This is a genomic window from Pseudomonas sp. LB-090624 (genome assembly GCF_003205205.1).
Taxonomy (GTDB): domain Bacteria; phylum Pseudomonadota; class Gammaproteobacteria; order Pseudomonadales; family Pseudomonadaceae; genus Aquipseudomonas.
On sequence record NZ_QJRL01000005.1, the window covers coordinates 147,329 to 167,112 of the forward strand.

At 55.1% G+C, this 19,784-nt stretch carries 17 protein-coding genes and 1 pseudogene; 9 read left to right on the forward strand and 9 right to left on the reverse strand.

Annotated features, from left to right (window positions below; all coding sequences use genetic code 11):
- Positions 1–7: 7 nt before the first annotated feature.
- The 8 genes and pseudogenes from DMX11_RS07855 to DMX11_RS26195 form a co-directional block, all read right to left on the reverse strand.
- Positions 8–1,237 (reverse strand): cytochrome P450, encoded by a 1,230-nt coding sequence (locus DMX11_RS07855; protein WP_110743974.1) that lies wholly within the window; start codon positions 1,235–1,237, stop codon positions 8–10.
- A 28-nt stretch (positions 1,238–1,265) separates the two neighbouring features.
- A complete protein-coding gene (gene speB / locus DMX11_RS07860; RefSeq protein ID WP_110743975.1) occupies positions 1,266–2,216 on the reverse strand; it encodes an agmatinase in 951 nt (316 codons plus the stop codon).
- 30 nt (positions 2,217–2,246) lie between these two features.
- Positions 2,247–2,567, reverse strand: coding sequence for a 2Fe-2S iron-sulfur cluster-binding protein (locus DMX11_RS07865; RefSeq protein ID WP_110743976.1), 321 nt, complete (start codon positions 2,565–2,567; stop codon positions 2,247–2,249).
- 26 nt (positions 2,568–2,593) lie between these two features.
- Positions 2,594–3,871, reverse strand: coding sequence for a 4-aminobutyrate--2-oxoglutarate transaminase (gene gabT, locus DMX11_RS07870; protein WP_256590528.1), 1,278 nt, complete (start codon positions 3,869–3,871; stop codon positions 2,594–2,596).
- Positions 3,872–3,876: 5 nt separating this feature from the next.
- Entirely contained in the window at positions 3,877–5,277 is a 1,401-nt protein-coding gene (locus DMX11_RS07875; protein WP_110743977.1) for an aldehyde dehydrogenase family protein, read from the reverse strand.
- A 30-nt stretch (positions 5,278–5,307) separates the two neighbouring features.
- A complete protein-coding gene (locus DMX11_RS07880) occupies positions 5,308–6,531 on the reverse strand; it encodes an NAD(P)/FAD-dependent oxidoreductase (protein ID WP_110743978.1) in 1,224 nt (407 codons plus the stop codon).
- Positions 6,532–6,543: 12 nt separating this feature from the next.
- Positions 6,544–8,028 carry an aldehyde dehydrogenase gene (locus DMX11_RS07885; protein WP_110743979.1) on the reverse strand — a complete coding sequence of 495 codons (1,485 nt, stop codon included), beginning with the start codon at positions 8,026–8,028 and terminating at the stop codon, positions 6,544–6,546.
- 146 nt (positions 8,029–8,174) lie between these two features.
- A pseudogene (locus DMX11_RS26195) lies at positions 8,175–8,416 on the reverse strand (chemotaxis protein); the annotation flags it as partial.
- 607 nt (positions 8,417–9,023) lie between these two features.
- On the opposite strand from DMX11_RS26195, the gene pxpB reads away from it, so the two are divergent.
- The 9 genes from pxpB (at position 9,024) to DMX11_RS07935 (ending at position 17,497) form a co-directional block, all read left to right on the forward strand.
- Entirely contained in the window at positions 9,024–9,731 is a 708-nt protein-coding gene (gene pxpB, locus DMX11_RS07895; protein ID WP_110743980.1) for a 5-oxoprolinase subunit PxpB, read from the forward strand.
- A complete protein-coding gene (locus DMX11_RS07900) occupies positions 9,728–10,672 on the forward strand; it encodes a biotin-dependent carboxyltransferase family protein (RefSeq protein ID WP_110743981.1) in 945 nt (314 codons plus the stop codon). The genes pxpB and DMX11_RS07900 overlap by 4 nt, the downstream gene beginning before the upstream one ends.
- 48 nt (positions 10,673–10,720) lie before the next feature.
- Positions 10,721–11,158 (forward strand): biotin/lipoyl-containing protein, encoded by a 438-nt coding sequence (locus tag DMX11_RS26115; RefSeq protein WP_218278947.1) that lies wholly within the window; start codon positions 10,721–10,723, stop codon positions 11,156–11,158.
- Positions 11,151–12,503 (forward strand): acetyl-CoA carboxylase biotin carboxylase subunit, encoded by a 1,353-nt coding sequence (gene accC / locus DMX11_RS07910; protein WP_110743982.1) that lies wholly within the window; start codon positions 11,151–11,153, stop codon positions 12,501–12,503. Before DMX11_RS26115 ends, accC begins: the two co-directional genes overlap by 8 nt.
- Before the next feature lies 1 nt (position 12,504).
- Positions 12,505–12,912 (forward strand): hypothetical protein, encoded by a 408-nt coding sequence (locus DMX11_RS07915; RefSeq protein ID WP_110743983.1) that lies wholly within the window; start codon positions 12,505–12,507, stop codon positions 12,910–12,912.
- Between the two features lie 69 nt (positions 12,913–12,981).
- On the forward strand, positions 12,982–13,764 hold the full coding sequence (locus DMX11_RS07920) for a LamB/YcsF family protein (RefSeq protein ID WP_110743984.1): 783 nt from the start codon (positions 12,982–12,984) through the stop codon (positions 13,762–13,764).
- Between the two features lie 261 nt (positions 13,765–14,025).
- The gene (locus tag DMX11_RS07925) at positions 14,026–15,255 is read left to right on the forward strand and encodes an OprD family porin (RefSeq protein WP_110744090.1); all 1,230 of its coding nucleotides are present in this window, start codon (positions 14,026–14,028) and stop codon (positions 15,253–15,255) included.
- Between the two features lie 80 nt (positions 15,256–15,335).
- Positions 15,336–16,652 carry an MFS transporter gene (locus DMX11_RS07930; protein ID WP_110743985.1) on the forward strand — a complete coding sequence of 439 codons (1,317 nt, stop codon included), beginning with the start codon at positions 15,336–15,338 and terminating at the stop codon, positions 16,650–16,652.
- Positions 16,653–16,711: 59 nt separating this feature from the next.
- Positions 16,712–17,497 (forward strand): putative hydro-lyase, encoded by a 786-nt coding sequence (locus DMX11_RS07935; RefSeq protein ID WP_110743986.1) that lies wholly within the window; start codon positions 16,712–16,714, stop codon positions 17,495–17,497.
- 655 nt (positions 17,498–18,152) lie between these two features.
- Here DMX11_RS07935 and DMX11_RS07940 read toward each other — a convergent pair.
- Positions 18,153–19,472: an MFS transporter gene (locus DMX11_RS07940; protein ID WP_110743987.1), complete on the reverse strand. Its 1,320-nt coding sequence runs from the start codon at positions 19,470–19,472 to the stop codon at positions 18,153–18,155.
- Between the last annotated feature and the right edge of the window lie 312 nt (positions 19,473–19,784).

The following is a 19,784-nucleotide window of genomic DNA, read 5'->3' on the forward strand; positions in this document are numbered from 1 at the left end:
GCATTCCTTAAGCATTTTTGAAGCGAATGGGGAGAGAGGCGATTCCATTGATGAAACGAGAAGGAATCATCTCAGGCGCCCCGGCCAGTTCGATGTCCTTGAGCTCTTTCAGTGTCTCTGCAAGCAAGAAAGGCAACTCAAGTCGAGCAAGGTGGGCGCCTAGGCAGGTGTGCCGACCTCCGCCGCCGAAGCCGAGATGTGGATTGGGGGAGCGCAACACATTGAAGTCGTAGGGGTTCTCGAATTTACTCGAATCACGGTTCGCGGAGTTGTACCACATGACCACTTTGTCGCCTTGGGCAATTCGCTGGCCATTGATTTCGGTATCACAAGAGGCAGTCCGGCGCATGTGCATGACCGGGCTTACCCAACGTACCAGCTCTTCGAAGCCGGTGGGGGCAACCCCCACGGGGTCGTTTGCCCAGATCTTCATTTGCTCGGGGAATTCCAGGAAGCACTTCATGGCGTGAGCACCTACGGTGCCGGTTGTCTCCATGCCAGCGGTGACGAGCAGTTGGAAGAAATAACCCGCTTCTACATCGTCCAGCTTTTTGCCTTCAACTTCTGTCGCCAGGATCATCGACAGAATGTCATCACCGGGGTTTTTGCGCTTCTCGGCTGCCAGGCATCGGCCGTAGTCATTCAGCTCCGCGAATGCTCCGGTAATCGCTTCAACAGCGTTTACGCCAAGCGTATCTCCCGCAAGTGCCGTTACAGTGAGCTCGTGCAGGCGGCGCCGGTTTTCCTTCGGAGCACCGAGGAAGTCGCATACCACCTCCACAGGGAATGCTTGAGCGACGTCTTTGGCATAATCGCATTCGCCGCGCTCTTTAACACTTGCCACAACGGAGGTCGCGTACGCCTTGGCAACCTCAGTCATCTTGTTTACACCCTGGGGCGAGAACGCACGAGCAACCACCTGGCGGAGCTTGAAATGGCGAGTAGCATCCATGTTCAGGAACCAGCCTTCCTGGTGAGCCTCTTCTACGGTCTGGTCGCCAACAATGGTGCCTTCGCCGCTGATAAAGGTCTTAGCGTCACTGCTCACTGCGACGATGTCGTCGTAACGAACGACTGACCAGAACCCTTTGCAACCGGCTTCCGCAGAAGCCTCAGGGAAGTCGTGCCAGCTCACCGGTTTATGCTCGCGAAGTGCGGCAAAGGATTCTTCGCGATCTGAGCGCTTCCAAAATTCCATATCCGCCAGGTTGACGCTGTCTACATCGATGCGGCTCATGAGTCTTTACCCACAAAGTTGGTTGTTATTAGACGTTGTGATAGTTGACGCCGGGTAGGACGCAAAGCATTTCGAATAACAGGTTTGCGCCCAGGAGGGAGGTATTGCCGCTGCTGTCGTAAGGCGGCGAGATCTCTACAACGTCGCCACCAATGACATTCAGGCCTTTACACCCACGAATGATTTGCTGTCCTTGGTAAGCGGTAAGTCCGCCGATTTCCGGAGTACCGGTACCTGGAGCTACCGAAGGATCAAGTCCATCAATGTCGAAGGAGATATACACCTTCGTATCGCCGATTTTGGCCTTGATTGATTCCATCAACGGAGCCAGTGATACCCCTTGGCATTCGTCAGCGGTCACTACCGTGAAGCCCTTGCTACGCGACCAGTTGAAATCGTCTGGCGAGTAGCCTGTACCACGCAGGCCAATCTGGAAGGTCAGATGTGGGTTGATCAAGCCGTCTTCATAGGCACGACGGAACGTGGTGCCGTGAGCGATCTTCTCGCCGAACATGTGCTCGCCTACGTCAGCGTGAGCATCGATATGGATCAGCGCCACAGGCCCATGCTTCTTCGCGATGGACTGCAGGATTGGATAGGTGATCGTGTGATCGCCACCCAGCGTGAGCGGTGCTACTTCGTGTTCTAGGATGACGTCGTAGGCCTCTTCAATCCGCTTTACTGCATCAGGAAGGTTGAACGTGTTGATGGCCACGTCACCGATATCAGCCACCTGCAGGCTCTCGAAAGGCGCCGCACCGGTTGCCAGATTGAAAGGGCGCAGCAGGCAGGATTCTGCACGGATGCTCCGTGGCCCCATTCGGGTACCAGAGCGGTTGGAGGCGCCAATATCCAGTGGAACACCGACGAAACATGCATCCAGACCAGCAGCACTTTTTGCTTCAGGCAGGCGCATCATGGTTGGAATGCCGCCGAAGCGGGGCATTTGATTGCCACCAAGAGGTTGATTGAAACTCATGGTTTCATCTCCTGTTTAGAGGAAACCCAGTCAGCTCTGCTGACTAGGAACACGAATGACCAGGCCTTCCATCTCCGGGGTAATACGGAGCTGGCAGGAGAGGCGGCTTGATGCGTCTGGCTCGTATGCGTACTCGAGCATGTCGCTTTCCATTCCTTCAGCGGCCTGGAGCTTTTCTTTCCACTCGTCAGAGATGTAGACGTGGCAGGTGGCGCAAGCACACGCCCCACCGCAGTCGGCATCAATACCTTTAACCATGTTGTTGACTGCCGCTTCCATCACGGTGCCGCCAACTTTTGCGTCGACGTCAACAGATGAACCATCAGGCTGCACGAAAGTGATCTTGACCATTTTTCTTATCTCGACTCGTTGAGGGGTTAGGCCATGAGTGCGCTGGCTAGGCGGGAAAGTCCCGTTTCCAAAACGTCGTCGCTGATCGTGAGCGGTGCAGATACGCGAATGGTGTTGCCGTAGTAGCCGCAGGGCAGAAGAAGCAGACCGAGCTCTTTGGCTTTGGCTACAACACGCTTGGTGGCATCTGCGTCAGGAGTGTGCGTACCCGGTTCGGTCACGATTTCGAATGCGACCATTGCACCCAAGCCACGGACGTCACCCAGCGGCAGGACGTTGGCAGTACCCTTCAGATCGGTCAGGAACGACTGAATTTTCTGGCCTACGACATTGGCGCGAGCCAGTAAGCCCTCCGTCTCGATCACATCCAGAACAGCATTCGCAGCAGCGCATGCCAGTGGGTTGCCTGCAAAGGTGCCGCCCAGAAAACCTGGCGGTGGAGCATCTATCACCTCGGTACGACCGATCAGACCAGACAGCGGTAACCCGCCGCCCATGGCCTTACCAACAGCGATCAAATCGGGTTGCACGCCTGCGTGCTCGGTGGCGAAGAACTTGCCAGTGCGGCCGAAGCCCGACTGCACTTCGTCCACGACAAAGCAGATGCCGTGGTCGTCGCACAGCTTGCGCAATGCCTGCATGAAGGCAGGAGACGCTTGGTAGAAGCCCCCTTCACCTTGCACTGGCTCAATAACGATGGCTGCGACTTGATCCGGTGAGATGGTTGCGCGGAACAAATGATCAAGTGCCTTCAGGCTTGCCTCTTCGCTCGTACCATGGTGTTCGATCGGGAACGGAACCTGGTACACCCCTGCCTGAGATGGAGTAACGCCAGTACGCAGTGGCTGAACCTTACCGGTCATGGCCAACGCGAGCTGAGTGCGTCCATGGAAAGAGCCCGTGAAGGTCACGATGCCTTGGCGCCCGGTGTAGTAACGCGCGACCTTCACTGCGTTTTCAGTCGCCTCTGCACCCGTGGTGAACAGGGTGGCTTTAGCGTCAGGGATAGGTGCCAGTTCGATCAGGCGTTCGCACAGGCGCACATAGGGCTCACAAGAAAGCACTGGGAAACCGATGTGTGCATAATCTTTCAACTGGGCGTCGATGGCCTCTACGACCTTGGGGTGGAGGTTGCCGGTGTTGTTAACGGCAATGCCCGATGCGAAGTCAACGTAGTGGTTGCCTTCTACGTCCCAAATTTCACTGCCTGCAGCTTTCTTGACGAAAACTGGAAGCGCAGTTGCTGCCCCGCGCGGAAGAGCCTTGTCGCGGCGCGCCAGAAGATCTTTATTGTTCATGTTCATACTTCTCAGTTCAGGACGTCAGAGCGCCAAACCATCATTTTTTCAACCTGCATTTCGTGCATGGTGTAGGGGATGCCACCTACGCCGTGGCCTGAGTGGCGGGCGCCGGCGAAAGGCATCCAGTCAACGCGGAACAGGGTGTTTTCATTGACCATCACTGCAGTGCCATCGAGGTGCTTGTAGCAGTGCAGGGCGGTGTCGAGGTTCTGAGTGAAAACAGCGGCCTGGAAGGAGAAGTCGAGCGAGTTCGCCTCAGCCAGCGCCTTGTCGATATCGTCGAAGCTGGAAACGCAGATGACTGGACCGAAGACTTCCCTGAGCATCACGTTCGAGTCGTCAGATGGGTTGAGCAAGACGGTTGGCGCGTAGCAGCTGTCGCTGATTTTTTTGCCGCCGCAGATGAGCTCAGCGCCTTGAGCAATGGCTTCTTGAACCCACTGATGAATGCGATCGTTTTCTTGATGCGAGATGATCGGCCCAATATCGGTGGTCTCCAGGACTGGGTTACCAACAGTCATCTGCTCGGCAACTGCGGCCAGGCGCTCGGCGACTTCACGTGCAATGCGGCGGTCTGCGAAGACCCGTTGAACTGAAACGCATGCTTGGCCTGCGTGCCAGAAACCGCCGCGTGCAAGTCGAGGAATAGCCATTGGCAGGTCGGCGTCATGGGCAACAATTACTGGAGCTACACCACCGTGCTCCAGTGCGCAGCGAGTACCTGGAGCAAGCTTGGAACGCAGCATCCAGCCCACTGCAGCAGAACCGATGAACGAGAAGAACCCAACACGTGAATCCGCCACGAGCTTGCCAACTTGCTCGTTGCTACCCGGCAGTACGATCTGGGCCCATTCTTTTGGCAGGCCAGCTTCGTGGAGAATCTCGATGAAAGCGTAACCACTCAAAGGCGTCTTAGCTGCCGGCTTGATGATTACGGGAGCACCTACTGCAACAGCGGGGGCAGCCTGGTGAACAACAAGGTTGAACGGATGATTGAAGGCGCTCACGCCGACAACTACACCGATGGGCTCAAGTTGAGTGAACGCGATACGACCGGCCGAGGTGGCATTCAACTCCATTGGGATGACGGAGCCAGCCTTGGTACGAATCTCCTCAATACAGATGTGCAGGCAATCGACACCGCGATCCACCTCGATCAGGGCATCTTTGAAAGGCTTACCGCATTCCTGCGCTACCAGGCAGGCCAGCTCCTCGCGGCGACCAGTGATGATGGTGGCAGCTTTCTTGAGAATTTCGATTCGCTGGGCCTTCTTCAACCAGCCATTACGATCTCGATACAGAGCATGGGCAGTAGCCAGCGCCTGCTCAATTTGTTGATCGCTTGAAACAGGCAGCTCTGCCAGCAGTGCACCGTCGAAAGGCGCATTGATGTTGATTGTTTGAGTCATGAGGCTCTTCCAGGTGTCGGGTAGGGGGCATTAGCCCGCGAGTAGCGACTTCAGCTCAACCGTTGAATCGCAGACCCGGGCGGGCGAGGGGCTGGTGCCTGTGGTGATCAGCTTGCGGGCCACCATGTGGTCACCTGCAGAGTTGATGCTTTCAACTGCTATCAACTTGCCTTCGCGATAGTGGAAGACACTGAACTTCTTCTCGTCCGGCGACCCACGCACAACCAATTCATCCGTGCCCAAGGGCAAACCGACGGTTTGCAGTTTGATTTCCCCCTGATCAGACCAGAACCATGGCGCTGCGCTGTAGGCGGAGGCGGTACCGAGCATGCTGGCAGCAGCAACCTTCGCTTGGTCAATGGCGTTTTGCACCGACTCCAGCCGGAACCTGCCATTGGCAAAAGGATTGGGGTGATTGGTGCAGTCGCCTGCTGAGACGATGTCGGCGTCTGAGGTGACGGCGAACTCGTTTACCAGAATCCCGTTATCGCAAGTTAGGCCTGCATGTTCTGCAAGCTCGACGTTGGGAAGAGCGCCTACACCGACCAAGATCAGGTCACATGGAATCTGTTCACCATTGTGGAGTGATACGCCCTTGGCTCGCTCAACCCCTTTGATCCGCTCAATACGGGCATCGGTAATGACCCGAACGCCAATGCTTTCGTGATAAGCCTTGAAGAAGTCGGAGCTCACGGTGGAAACGGCCCGCCCCATCAGGCGAGGCGCGTATTCGAGGACGGTTACAGTCTTGCCAAGACCCGCTGCACATGCTGCCACTTCCAGCCCGATGAACCCGCCGCCGATGATGACGATGTTCTGCTTGGTTTGAATGTCATCGCGCAGGTCAGCTGCTTGCAGGAAGGAGCGCAGGGCGTGAACGCCTGGCAGTTTGGCCCCAGGGAGATCCAACGGACGCGGTCGGGTACCGGTGGTAATGGCCAATTTGTCGTAAGCCAACACTTTGCCACTGGCTGTTACAACGACCTTGGCCGCCCGGTCTATTCGCTCAACTTTGTCTCCCTTGATCATTTCGATGCGATTGTCCGCGTAGAAGTTGGCGGGGCGCAGCTGTATTGAGGTCTCGTCAGCCAGGTTTTTCAGGTATGACTTCGACAGTGGTGGGCGCTGGTAAGGGATGTTGTTCTCGTCACCGACGATCGTCACAGAACCCTCGTAACCACCTTGGCGCAGTGAGGCTGCGACCTGGAAGCCGGCTTGGCCGGCACCGATAATGACAACTTTATCGAAACTCATGGCGCACCCCGCTCAATACTTGATCCAAGTGGTTTTCAGAGACGAGTATTTGTCGAACGCATGCAGGGAATTATCGCGGCCGTTGCCCGACTGCTTCACCCCGCCGAACGGTACAAGCGGAGAGACCATGTCTACGGTATTGACGGTGACCGTCCCAGCTTTCAAAGCTTCAGAGACACGGTGGGCGCGCGAGAGGTTGGAGGTAAATACAGAGGCCATCAGGCCGTATATCGAGTCGTTCGCGATCTCGATGGCTTCCGCTTCGGTCTTGAATTTGATGATGCTCAGGACTGGGCCAAAGATTTCTTCCTTGGCGATGCGCATTTCGTTGTTCACGCCCGTGAAAATGGTGGGGCGGATGAAGTTGGAGCTTCCGTTGATCACAACCTGTTCGCCACCGTAGGCCAAGGTTGCTTCAGTCTTGCCCGTTTCAACATAACGCATGACGCGCTGGGTGTGGATGTCCTCAACCATAGCGCCCATCAAGGCATTAGGATCCAGCGGGTCGGTCGGCTCGTAGTCCTTGGCGTACTTGATGACCTGGGCAACGAAATCGTCGTGGATACCCTCCTCAACGAGCAAACGGGTGGGGGAGGAGCAGACTTCTCCTTGGTTATAGAAAACGCGGGCAGCGAGTTTGGCTGCTTGGTCGAGGTTCTCAGTGTCGGCGAAGACGATGTTAGGGCTCTTGCCACCGCACTCCAGCCAAACCAGTTTCATGTTGGATTCTGCGGAATACCTGAGGAAGTGTTTGCCCACCTCGGTCGAACCGGTGAAAGCCAAGCAGGCGACGTCCATGTGCAGGCCGAGCGGCGCACCTACGGTCTCACCAAACCCAGTCACTACGTTAAACACGCCGTCTGGCACCCCAGCAGCTTTAACCAGTTCTGCCAGCTTGATGGCGGTAAGGGAAGATTGCTCAGCGGGCTTGAGAACTACCGAGTTGCCCATTGCCAGAGCAGGGACACATTTCCAAATGGCCATGTCCAGCGGGAAGTTCCACGGTACAACGCAGGCAACGACCCCGAGCGCCTCGCGACGAATCAGTGCGAGGTCACCCAGCGCAGTCGGCGCTACCTCGTCGTAAAGCTTATCGACGGCTTCAGCGACCCATTGCACATAACCGCCCAGCTCCGGCATTTCGTAGGCGTAAGACACCTCGACTGGCTTGCCCATGTCGAGAGACTCGAGCAGGGAAAGCTCCTCCATGTTGTCCTGGATGAGCGCAGCCAGTTTCAGCAAAACGGTTTTGCGTTCGGTAGGGGAGCGTTTAGCCCAGACACCGCTATCGAAGCGGCGCTTGGCAACCGAAACGGCCAGATCGACATCTGCCCGTTCGCACTCGGCGATCTGAGCAATTTCTTTCCCGGTTGCAGGGTTTATACAAGGAAAGGTTTTACCTGAGATCGAGTCGACGTACTTCCCATCGATGAAGGCCCTCCCTTCAGGTTTCAGGCCAGCAACTTTGGTTTGCCAAAACTCAATAGAGCGATTCATCGACTCAGTACCTCCGGTTTTTTGTAGTTGCTCCCCCTTGATGTCCTATCTGGTTACGCAGGGCGCAGGTAGGGGAGGAGCGTTTTGACAACTTTATAGCACGACAGTTGTGTTAAAAAAAGACCTTTGGTCAGCGCGACGGTCTGTCACACCTTGAATAGCGCTATCAGCATTTGCTGATGGGTGCCAAGGCGTTCAGTGACTGGCTGATCTGAGCAGACTCATACGCTTGATTCCCCTAGGACTCCGTAACCTGCCGGACATTGGCAACGTTGCGATTGATCCCCTCGGCAACCGAGCTTTGCTCCTCGGCGGCTGTTGCGATCTGCAGGTTCATGTCGTTGATGAGTCGCACTGCATCGCTGATACGGGTGAGGGCGGAAAGGGCCGCCCGGTGAGCATCACGATTTTATTCTTGATAGATATTTGCACGGGCACACCAGGTTGTTATTAGAGGTTGCGCTATTGATCGTGCGAGCGAGTACGCGATTTTGACGCATGATTAGGCCGTACACTATGGCTGAAAGGGGCATAAATATTCCCTTTCGGCCAACACCGGCGTCACGCCTGACTAAGGAAGGTGGCCTCTGAAAGTTGGCCATCATCCTGCAACTCCCTTGCCCTGATTTCCCACTCCGGAACCCAAATCGGTCCTGTTCTTTCGGTAAACCTTCAACCCATCCAGATCGCACCTTTTTAAAGCGAGGGGTTACGGTGGTGCTTCTTTTTGATGCAATCCCCGTTTCTTTCGGTAGCAGCGAAAGGTCGCAAGTGCTGCATGAGGCTTGTACTGAAGGGCTTGTCTAAGCCTCGAATACCCTGGTCGGATTACGGAGTTAAACAATTGATTTTAAAGTAATAATCAGGCTTTGACTTACGTTTTGCAGAGCTAAATGCATTCGAAACGTCAACAAATCGTAATCGTTGGCCTGCTTTCTGCAGTTGGTCTCGTGTCGGTATGTGCCGGCATGTGAGCCACCTCCGTTGGAAGCACCATGACTGAGCTGAAAACCTTGATGAATGGGCCGGGCGTTGCTGATGAGGCCGTGAAGATTTCCCATGCGGGAATCGATGCGCTACTGGTTGATGTTGCCGGCGGCCCGTTCTGTCTACAAAGGCAGCAACGCCTCTTGGCCCTCCGGGCTGCACTAGGGAGCCAAGATCGATTCCCTGGCCTGAAGGAAACCGTCTTAGGGGTGAACAATCTTCTGGTTGTGTTCGACCCTTCCCAGATCCATCCGTCCCGTGCCCGCTCCACTTTGCTTGAGCGATGGAGCGAGGTTCGCCCGAAGGAGTTGAAAGGCCGGCGTATTAGCATTGAGGTCTGCTATGGGGGGGACGTTGGCCTCGATCTCGATTACATCAGCCAGGTGTCCGGTCTGTCCAAGTCACGCGTTATTGATCTGCATTGCAGCGCTAGTTACACCGTTGCTGCTATCGGCTCAATGCCTGGCTTCGCCTACTTGGTAGGTTTGCCCAAGGCGCTCGAGGTCCCTCGCCGGCAATCACCGAGGACGAAGTTGGCGAAGGGAAGCGTCATCATCGCAGGTGAGCAAGCTTCGATCCTGCCTTTCACTGGCCCGTGTGGGTGGCACGTGATCGGCCACGCGGAGGTGGAATGCTTCGATAGCCGATTAATGCCACCGGTGTTTTTCAGCCCAGGCGATCAAATAGTCTTCGTGCCAAAGGCAGTCCTGAAATGATCGAGATTCTTTCCAATGGGGCATTGAATTTCGTGGTTGACCGGGGCCGATTTGGGTTCCTTGATTGCGGTGTTAGCCGCAGCGGCCCCATGGATGGTTTGAGCTTCGCGCTCGGCAACGCCATGGTCGGCAACCTCTCAACGGCGGCGGGTGTTGAGATCAATAGTTTTCCTTTCAAGGTTCGTTTCTCTGGGCCAACCACGGTGGTACTGACAGGGGCTGTTTCAAGTAACAAGCTCGGAACCAAGGAGCTGGCTTCTTGGACGGCGGTTCGGGTCGAGGCCAACGAGGTACTCACTGTTGGTGCGCCCAGAGTTGGTCGTTGTGTTTACTTGGCTATCCGAGGCGGCATCAAAGTGCCTGAAGTGTTGGGGTCGTTTTCAACTGACCTGAAAGCGGAATTTGGAGGTTACCACTCTCGTGCGTTGCAGAAGACTGATTGGGTAGACATCCATTCTGATGAAAACTTAAGGCCTGTGCGAAATGGATACTTCCGCCACGAGCTCGCTGACTATTGGAAAAGGTTGAGCGCTGGTGAAGCCTCGGCGAGGGTTCTGCCCTCTGCGGAATGGGATGATTTCAACACCAAGAGTCGGGACAGATTCTTCGGCTCCCTGTTCCAGGTTGAGCGCAGTTCCAACCGACAGGGCTACCGATTGGCTGGGCCAGAGATTGTCCGCTCCAGAGCGAATGAACTCCTATCCCATGGGATTGTACCCGGCACCGTGCAAATCCCAAGCAATGGGCAACCGATCATTCAGTTGGTCGATGCGAATACCTGCGGTGGCTATCCAAAGTTGGCGAACGTCATCGACGCAGATCTATGGCGCCTTGGCCAGCTCATGCCTGGCGACAGGGTCAGGTTCGAGTTGGTCGGGGTTGATGAGGCCCTATCAGCTCGTTCAGAGGTCGCCGGGCTGATTGCGTCAGCGATGGGTTGAAAACCCGAATCACGACTGTGCAGAACATTAAAAAACAGTGAGAACAACGTGAACAGTGCAGATATCGAAAAGCTGATCGGCACCTTTGAGCGGTCATCTTTGCTCAGCCTGGATTTCAAGCAAGACGATGTACGTATCCAGCTCACTCGTGAGTTGGCTGCCGAGGCTTCCTCTTCGGCTGTGCCAAGCAGTGAGATCGCGCCCATGGCTCATGTCCAGGCGATGCCGTCAGCGGATCAGATTTACGTAGTGGCATCTATGGGAGGAGTTATATACCTAAAGCCGTCGCCTACGGAGGAAGTGTTCGCGGCGCTGGGCAAACAGGTCGTTGAAGGCCAGACGCTCGCCATGATCGAGGCCATGAAGTTGTTCAATCCCATTGAGGCTGAGTTCGATTGCGAGATCCTTGAAATCCTGGTGAAGGATGGCGACGACATCGAACGGGGTGCACCGATTTACCGGGTTAAAAGGGTGGCATATGTTTGACAAAGTACTGATCGCCAACCGGGGTGAGATCGCCTTGCGAGTATGGCGCGCCTGCAAAACGCTGGGACTTCATACCGTGGCTGCCCACTCAGATGCAGACCGTGACCTACGGCATGTACAGCTCTGCGATGCGTCAATCAGCATTGGCCCGGCTCCTGCCCCGAAAAGCTACCTACTCCACGAGAAGTTGCTCCTTGCAGCCGAGCTGACCGGGGCGCAGGCCATTCACCCTGGGTACGGCTTTCTCTCCGAAAGTGCGAGTTTCGCCAAGGCTGTCGAGGAAGCTGGACTGACGTTCATCGGCCCACCGTCGGATGCCATCTCGAGAATGGGGGACAAGGTTCGCGCCAAGCAGGCGATGATAGAGGCCGGTGTTCCGTGTGTCCCAGGCTCAGATGGGGCGGTTCCAGATGGAGACGCCGAGATCTTTGCGTGCGGTCAGAAAGTCGGCTATCCGCTGATCATCAAGGCAGCCGGTGGCGGTGGCGGAAGAGGGATGCGTGTTGTCTACGAGCAGTCTGAACTGCTGCGTTCCGTCACCCTGACCCGAGAGGAGGCCAAGGCAGCCTTTGGCAATCCAGTCGTGTACATGGAGCGTTTTCTCCAAACACCTCGCCATGTGGAGATCCAGATACTGGCTGACCGACACGGCAATGCAGTCTGGCTAGGAGAACGTGATTGCTCCACTCAACGACGCCACCAAAAGCTCATCGAAGAAAGTCCTGCCCCGGGTGTAGATCGAGCACGTATTGCTGAAATGGGTGAGCTTTGCGTGAACGCGTGCAAAGCGATTGGCTATGCCGGTGCCGGCACGTTCGAGTTCCTATACGAGAACGGTGAATTCTTCTTTATCGAGATGAACACGCGCGTGCAGGTTGAACACCCTGTCACCGAACTTGTGACTGGCGTCGACATCGTTGCCGAACAGATTCGCATCGCTATGGGGCTACCCCTGTCGATCACCCAAGACCAGGTCACACTCACCGGACACGCAATCGAGTGCCGAATTAACGCTGAAGATGCTAGGTCATTCAGACCTTCTTCTGGTGTGGTCACCAAGTGGATAGCGGCAGGTGGGCCAGGTATCCGAGTCGATTCGCACCTCTACTGTGGATACAAAATTCCCAGCCACTACGACTCTCTCATTGCAAAGGTGATTGCCCACGGTGCTAACCGTGAGCAGGCAATTGCTCGGCTGAAGGTGGCGATTGCCGAGACCGTTGTTGAAGGCGTGGATACCAATATCGCGCTTCATGCTCAGGTGCTTGAGAGCCAGCCGTTCGGCGACGGTGGCGCGAACATTCATTACCTGGAGCATTTCCTGGAAGCTCGAGGGGATAAGTGAAATGAATATTCAAGAAGTCTGTCAGCTCATTGAGCGCTTGGACGCTACCGGTCTGGTCACTTTTGAGTACGAAGACTCGACCACCCGCATAGCGCTGAAGTATTTGACTGGTAAATCGTCGCCAGTTGCGCCGTCAACGCCGGTGGAGGGCCCAACTAAAGCCCTTTCCTCGGAGCGTCAGGTACTGGCACCGGATATCGGCGTGTTCTATCACGTTCACCCGTACACGCCCACTGCGCTTGCAGTCGCTGGTGAGTGGGTCACTACAGAGCAGGTCGTTGGTTACGTGGTGTCCGGCAGTGAGCTGCTTGCGGTTTATGCCCCCTGCGCTGGCACCCTATCGAGTTACGCGGCTGCCAACCAGCAGGTCGTTGGCTATGGAGATGTGCTGGCATTGGTAACGCCCTAGCGACAAAGGCTATGCACCGGAAGGTGATCCCGCGGTGAAGCGCGACTAGATACGTAATTAGAGATATTGATGATGATTAAGACGGTCGATATTAACTGCGATATGGGTGAGGGATTTGGCCCATACACCATTGCTCAAGATGATGAGATGCTGGACATTGCAACATCGGCGAACATGGCCTGCGGCTTCCATGCTGGAGACTTTACCATCATGGCTGATATCTGCACCCAAGCTAAAGCCAGGGGCGTAGCAGTGGGTGCTCATCCGGGTTATCCAGACCTGTGGGGATTCGGCCGACGTCAACAGTCTTTCTCCAAGAGTGAGATCAAGCAGATGCTTGCCTATCAGATCGGCGCTGCCTGGGCAATTGCCAAGTCCGTAGGGCATACGCTTACATTTGTGAAAGCACACGGCGCCTTGGGTCACCTTGTCGCTGACAACGAAGTGGCGGCGTCTGCTTTGATCGAGACCATCCAAGAAGTAAATGACGAGCTCATTCTATCGGTGATGGCCGGAGTTACCCTTGAGCAGATGGCAGTAGCTGCTGGACTGAATATTGCTCGCGAGATCTACGCAGATCGAGCATACCAGGACAATGGTCGCTTGGTTCCGCGTGGTCAGCCTGGAGCCGTAATCCATGACGGGGAGCGAGCTGCCAATCGCGTGCTTGCGATGGTGCAGGAAGGTGCAATCATCACTGAGTCAGGCAAACGCATTCCAGTCGATATAGACACGATCTGTGTGCATGGAGATACACATGGAGCCGTTGCAATGGCACGCACGCTGCGAAAGACGCTCGAGTCTTCAGGGATTCAGATCGCACCTTACAGTCAATGTCTGGCGTCAGTTTGAACAATTTTAACTGAAGCGCTGAGCGGGTGGGGTTGAAAATAATAAATAGGGTTTAGGTCTGTCGGCCGCAGCAGCTTGCGATGGCTTATACGTCATTGTGCGTAAATGGAATTCTACTGAGCGACTTACCCACTCCAGCGATTCTTCAGTTGCTGGCACGGATGATGTGCGGGCTTTTGGTGGGTTCTTTAGTTGTCACATTCTTTACTGCCTATAACACAACAATTCAGGGGTGAAGCTGCTATGCAACAACAGAGGTTAATGACCAGAACTTTGATGTTTTTTTCAGCTGGCTTGGCGGTGGCTGGAAATTCCGCTCATGCAGAATTTGTGAGCGACAGTAAGGTTACGCTTGAGGCGCGTAATCTTTATTTTAGCCGTGACTTCCGCCAGCCAGGTGGCAGCCTGGCGAGTGGGCAAAGCAAGGCTGAGGAGTGGGGCCAAGGCTTCATCCTTCGTGCAAACTCCGGCTACACAGAGGGTGTGGTCGGGTTCGGCCTCGATACTATTGCAATGGCAGGGTTCAAGCTCGACTCAAGCCCGGATCGCTCGGGAACTGCGCTGTTTCCGACCGGTTCTGACGGCGCATCGCAGGATGAATATTCAAAGCTCGGGCTCACTCTTAAAGCCAAGGTGTCCAACAGTACCTTGAAGGTGGGTAGCCTCCTGTTCCGCAACCAGATGCTGCTGTCCCCGGATGGCCGACTACTTCCGCAGATGTTCAAGGGCAGTATGATTGAGGTCTCAGAAATCGAAAATCTCTCTCTGCAGGCAGCACGCATCACGGAGACGATGGCCAGCCAATCGGGTCATTGGACGAGGCTTACGGGCAACCGTGTTGGCGGGGAGGGTGACGATTACACGTTCTATGGTGGCGATTACAAGGTACTTCCAGACACCTCTATCGGCCTGCATTACGGCTCGTTGGACGGGGTATTCCGCCAGTATGTTGCCAACGCCAGCAGCTTGGTCAATCTCTCGCCTAGCGACAGTTTCAAGACGGACGTGCGGCTAGCGAAAAGCGAAGAGGATGGTAACTTCCGAGCGCTTGATAACACGTCGGTTGGGGTCATGGGTACTTATAAGTCGGGTATTCACTCCTTTGGTCTTGGTTTACAGAAGATGATGGGGGACGATCCGTATCCCTACGTCGCCGGTACTGACCCCTATCTGGTTAACTTTATTCAGATTAGTGATTTTGCCAATATCAATGAACGCTCATGGCAGGTTCGTTACGACCTCGATTTCGCAGGGTTGGGTATCCCCGGTCTCGGGCTCATGGCCCGTTATGTTAAAGGTTCAGATGTGAAGCTGTCCTCCGGCAGTACGGGGACTGAGTGGGAACGAAACACGGACATTTTCTATGTGTTCCAGTCGGGTGTTTTGAAGAATTTGTCTGTTCGGTGGAGGAATGCAACAGTTCGCTCAAGTTTTGGAAATGACTTGGACGAAAATAGGCTGATTGTTCAGTACGCCTTTTCTGTTCTTTGATGATTCAGGCTCCCCGTTCAGTCGGCTGATAAGTACGGTCGCAACACGGGATGCATGACTACCTATGTAGGGCACAATAAATGAATAAAATCATCACAAGCGGTGTTGTTGAGGCCGTTGATTCGAATCGGGCCGTTTATCGAAAAGTTGCAATTCGTTTCATTCCATTTCTGATGGTTTGCTATGTGGCGGCCTATTTAGACCGAGTGAATGTCGGGTTCGCGAAGCTGCAAATGTTGAGCGATCTGCAGTTTAGTGAGGCTGTGTATGGCCTCGGTGCCGGTGTTTTCTTCATCGGCTACTTTCTGTTTGAGGTTCCAAGCAACCTGTACCTCCATCGGGTTGGTGTTCGTGCCACACTGTGCCGGATCATGGTGCTCTGGGGGCTGATCTCTGGAGGATTCGCTTTCGTCAACACGCCCACACAGTTCTACGTAATGCGCTTCCTGCTAGGGGCTGCAGAAGCTGGCTTCTATCCTGGGGTCATTCTCTACCTCACCTACTGGTTCCCTTCACATGTTCGCGCCCGCGCTATCGGCCTGTTCATGTGCGCCATCCCGGTTGCTGGTCTGATTGGCTCGCCAGTGTCGGGCTGGATCATGGATGGGATGCACCTCAAGATGGGTTTGGCTGGCTGGAAATGGCTGTTCCTGATCGAGGCCCTTCCAGCCCTGCTGTTGGGGATTGCTGCTTACCTCTACCTGGACGATAAGCCGAAGGACGCTCAGTGGCTGAGTGATGAAGAGCGCAGCATTATCCAACATGACCTCGCTGCAGAGGAGAAAGCCAAGGCATCCACGAGCGCTTCCACGCTTGGCCAGATGCTCAGCAACAAGTTCGTGTGGCTGCTCATTCTTCTTGTCTTCTCTCAAGCGCTCGGTCAGTACGCTTTGGCCTTCTGGCTCCCTAGCTTGATCAAGGGAGCTGGCTTTGCGAGTTTGAGTGCCATTGGGGCCGTTACCGCCATACCCTACGGCTGCGCCATGGTGGCAATGATCCTGACTACCCGCAGCTCTGACAAGCGTCGTGAGCGTCGATGGCACCTGAGCATTGCCTTCATTCTGGCCTCCGTCGCGCTCTGCGCCAGTGTGTTCTCGGCAGGCTCCCCCTACCTGGTTCTTCTCGCACTTTGCGCAGCAGCTGCCGCATCTTTCTCGGCCTCAGCGCTGTTTTGGACGCTCCCCCCGGCATTCTTGACGGGTGGGGTCTCTGCCGGCGGTATCGCGATGATCAATGCAATCGGTGCACTGGCTGGCTTCGTTTCGCCTTACCTCATGGGGTATGTGAAAGAGACCACTGGCAACACCGACCTTGCGGTATTCGCAATCGCTGGCGTGCTACTCCTCGCCGCAATGATCGCGCTGAGCTTGCCAAAAGCCATTGCTAACCCACGTTAACTTTCTATGCCCGTGCCTGCTGGGCTAGCAGGCACGGGCAGTACCTTAAGGAGAACGCCATGACTCCCTTCGAGCTTCGACAGCAAATCCGCAAGAACAAGTTTCGTAGTCCGACCTCGGGTCACTGCCCCGGTTACACCCAAGTCAATGTCATCATCATGCCCAGCCGTTACGCAGACGATTTCAAGAAGTTCTGTGCGTTGAACTCGCAGTCTTGCCCGCTGCTGGATGTCACCGCTCCGGGTGATCCAGTGTTTCGAGGGCTAGGCCGCGATGTGAACGTTGCGACCGATGTTCCTAAGTACAACATCTATCGCGAAGGGGTCCAGGCCGAGCAGGTTGATGACCTCACGGAATACTGGCAGGACGATCACGTGGCGTTTGCACTCGGCTGCTCGCATTCCTTCGAAGATCTCCTCATCGCCGAGGGCATGCGCTTGCGTCATATCGAGCGCGGGCATGTAGTCCCTGCGTTCGTGACCAACGTCAGGAACGTTCCGGTAGGGCCATTCGGTGGGCATCTTGTTGTATCAATGAGGCCCTTTGTGGCCAAACAGGCCATCGCAGCGATCCAGATCACTGGTAATTTCCCTCAGGTACACGGTGCGCCCATCCACATGGGCAACCCTCTAGAGATAGGTATCGACGATGTGGAGCAGCCTGATTGGGGTAAAGGTGTCGGCGTGGCTGACAACGAGATACCCTTGTTCTGGGCGTGCGGCGTGACTCCACAGGAGGCGCTGAAAGCATCCGGCATCCCCTTGTACATCGGTCATGCTCCGGGCCACATGTTGGTGACTGACATCACCCTCAGTGATCTGCAGAGCAACGTTCACGCCCTGTAATTTGGGCGCTAGGGATGAAGTGTCGTGGTAAAGATTTAGCTGCAAGGGAATAGTTGGCAATCACGCTGGAACACTCTGGGTGAGCCAATTGCAGGTGTGCAGTAGCCGGTATCAGCCGCTGTAAGCGGCTGATACCGGCAATGTCATCTAGCCACTCACGTAGACCCTCTGCGAGGGTGCCCGACTATTCGGACATCCTCTCTGGCTAACAGGCGCCTGGGCTTATCGATATTTCGCGGCGAGGCTGACTGTTGGGCTCTCCTCGAAAACAGGGATCGGACGACCCCTCACATGGTATTTTGCTTTTAGCTACGACTAGGTGAGCCCAGATGTAACCTCGATAAGATGACATGCTGTCTCGTTGGTGCCGGCCAAATTACCTGAACTTCGTAGTTGCTACCGCATGGATGGGCGCGATGGCAGTCATTACAACGCGTTTGGTGTTGATGCCATGACGCTGGGCAACGCTCGCGATAGATGCATTGGGGAGCAGACATTCCTGAGCGACCTGGGGTGTGAACAGTGGACGCTTACTCTAAACGTAGCGCCCCGCTCGATTGATGCCAAAAGGCCTGATCGCGTATTCACCTACCACTTGAAAGGCGCGTTTACCGGCGCATACGCTGCGTTTTCATCGTCTGTTACTCGCTAATGCCTAGTTCACGAGCTCTTGCCGGGCGACATCTTTGATTTTGGAAAGTGCGATGATCGAGACCGTTGCCGCAAATGCCACCCAAAACGCCGGAGACAGATTCAAGCCAGTATTACTCACTAGCCATGTGCAGATATAAGGAGTCGTAGCGCCACCTAATATTGCCCCCATGTTGAAGCTCAGGGCAATACCTGTGTACCGAACGCGAGTGGGAAACAGCTCGCTGTATACGGTATAGCCTTGGGCTTGAGTGATCGCGAACGGAACGAATGCAAGCATGCAGGCCACGCTTGCGAGAGCGAAGCTTGCAAGGCCCATGAGATGCATGGAGGTTGGAATGATCACGATGTAGCTCGCGTAGCCTATGATCATCAGGTGCTTACGACCGATTCGGTCTGACAGCTGCCCGAAGGAGGGCATAGCCAGTCCTGCTGCAAGCTGGCAAGCCGCCATAAGCCAGAAAACCTTCCCAGGCTCATAACCCAGAGTCCTCGTCATATGGATATTCAAATAGACGATACCGAGGTAGGCGCAGCTGTTTTGAGCGAAAGCGATGGCAGTAGCGAGTATCAGAGGTTTACGGTAATGGCGCAGTACCTCGCGAACAGGGGCTTTCACCACATGGTTCGATTCAACCAGTGTTTTAAACTTCGGGGAATCTTCCAACTTCATTCGAGCCCATAATGTCAGCACGATGAAAGGTATGCAGGAGAGAAATGGAATGCGCCATCCCCACTCAACCATTTCCTCCGGTGTCAACAGGAGGCTGAGAGTGCCCGCCATGGCAGCCGCAGAAGCTAACCCGATGGCGACACCGGCGGGGTTGAATGCTCCGAAGAAGCCTCGTTTGTCAGCGGGCGTGCATTCAGAGATGTACGTAGCTGCGCCACTCACTTCACCGCCAGCGAAGAAACCCTGCGCCAGGCGGCAGGCAACTAGCATGACAGGTGCTAATACCCCGGCCTGTTCGTGAGTGGGAAGAATACCCACGATCCCACTCACAATCCCGATACCCACTACAGTTGCGATCAGGGTGACGGTTCGTCCTCGACGATCACCCAGACGTCCGAAAAACACACCGCCCAATGGACGCATTACGAAAGCACTGGCGAACACTGCCAAGGTTGAAAGAAGTGCCTCAAGAGGGCTTAGTCCAGGAAAGAAAACTTTAGCGAGCGTGCTGGCCAGCAGGCCATATATTGCAAAATCATAATATTCTACGGCTGAACCCATGCCTGCAACAATGGATACTTTCCAAGGTGACTGTCCAGTCTCAGGCTGGTCATCGATTAAGAGTTGTAAGGCCGACGGTTCTTTTGTCATGGCTGTTGCCTCACCGGATGTGACGGAGGATTTGGTTAATGACCACTGGGCAGAAGAGAGAGGGGACCGATCAACGTAGCAGTTCCAAGAGACCTGGATCTGCGCACTGCTTCATGGCCCAAGCAACGCTTGATATCAGGCTCTTAGTCAAGGCCTTGATCATAAAGCCGCGTCGAAGGGGCTTTGGGTGTCAGCGTTTTCTGTTATTTCTCTTTGGTCAAACCAGCAATGCACGGAACACGCCAACGTTTACGATTCGTCGGTGTTTCGTATGCATAAAGTTCTCTAAAAGCTCACCCATGACTTAACGTG

Bases quoted from the DNA above. Each gene is read 5' to 3' on its own strand.
- DMX11_RS07855 (WP_110743974.1), bottom strand. From the start codon at position 1,237: ATGAGCCGCATCGATGTAGACAGCGTCAACCTGGCGGATATGGAATTT.
- speB (WP_110743975.1), bottom strand. From the start codon at position 2,216: ATGAGTTTCAATCAACCTCTTGGTGGCAATCAAATGCCCCGCTTCGGC.
- DMX11_RS07865 (WP_110743976.1), bottom strand. From the start codon at position 2,567: ATGGTCAAGATCACTTTCGTGCAGCCTGATGGTTCATCTGTTGACGTC.
- gabT (WP_256590528.1), bottom strand. From the start codon at position 3,871: ATGAACATGAACAATAAAGATCTTCTGGCGCGCCGCGACAAGGCTCTT.
- DMX11_RS07875 (WP_110743977.1), bottom strand. From the start codon at position 5,277: ATGACTCAAACAATCAACATCAATGCGCCTTTCGACGGTGCACTGCTG.
- DMX11_RS07880 (WP_110743978.1), bottom strand. From the start codon at position 6,531: ATGAGTTTCGATAAAGTTGTCATTATCGGTGCCGGCCAAGCCGGCTTC.
- DMX11_RS07885 (WP_110743979.1), bottom strand. From the start codon at position 8,028: ATGAATCGCTCTATTGAGTTTTGGCAAACCAAAGTTGCTGGCCTGAAA.
- pxpB (WP_110743980.1), top strand. From the start codon at position 9,024: ATGACTGAGCTGAAAACCTTGATGAATGGGCCGGGCGTTGCTGATGAG.
- DMX11_RS07900 (WP_110743981.1), top strand. From the start codon at position 9,728: ATGATCGAGATTCTTTCCAATGGGGCATTGAATTTCGTGGTTGACCGG.
- accC (WP_110743982.1), top strand. From the start codon at position 11,151: ATGTTTGACAAAGTACTGATCGCCAACCGGGGTGAGATCGCCTTGCGA.
- DMX11_RS07915 (WP_110743983.1), top strand. From the start codon at position 12,505: ATGAATATTCAAGAAGTCTGTCAGCTCATTGAGCGCTTGGACGCTACC.
- DMX11_RS07920 (WP_110743984.1), top strand. From the start codon at position 12,982: ATGATGATTAAGACGGTCGATATTAACTGCGATATGGGTGAGGGATTT.
- DMX11_RS07925 (WP_110744090.1), top strand. From the start codon at position 14,026: ATGACCAGAACTTTGATGTTTTTTTCAGCTGGCTTGGCGGTGGCTGGA.
- DMX11_RS07930 (WP_110743985.1), top strand. From the start codon at position 15,336: ATGAATAAAATCATCACAAGCGGTGTTGTTGAGGCCGTTGATTCGAAT.
- DMX11_RS07935 (WP_110743986.1), top strand. From the start codon at position 16,712: ATGACTCCCTTCGAGCTTCGACAGCAAATCCGCAAGAACAAGTTTCGT.
- DMX11_RS07940 (WP_110743987.1), bottom strand. From the start codon at position 19,472: ATGACAAAAGAACCGTCGGCCTTACAACTCTTAATCGATGACCAGCCT.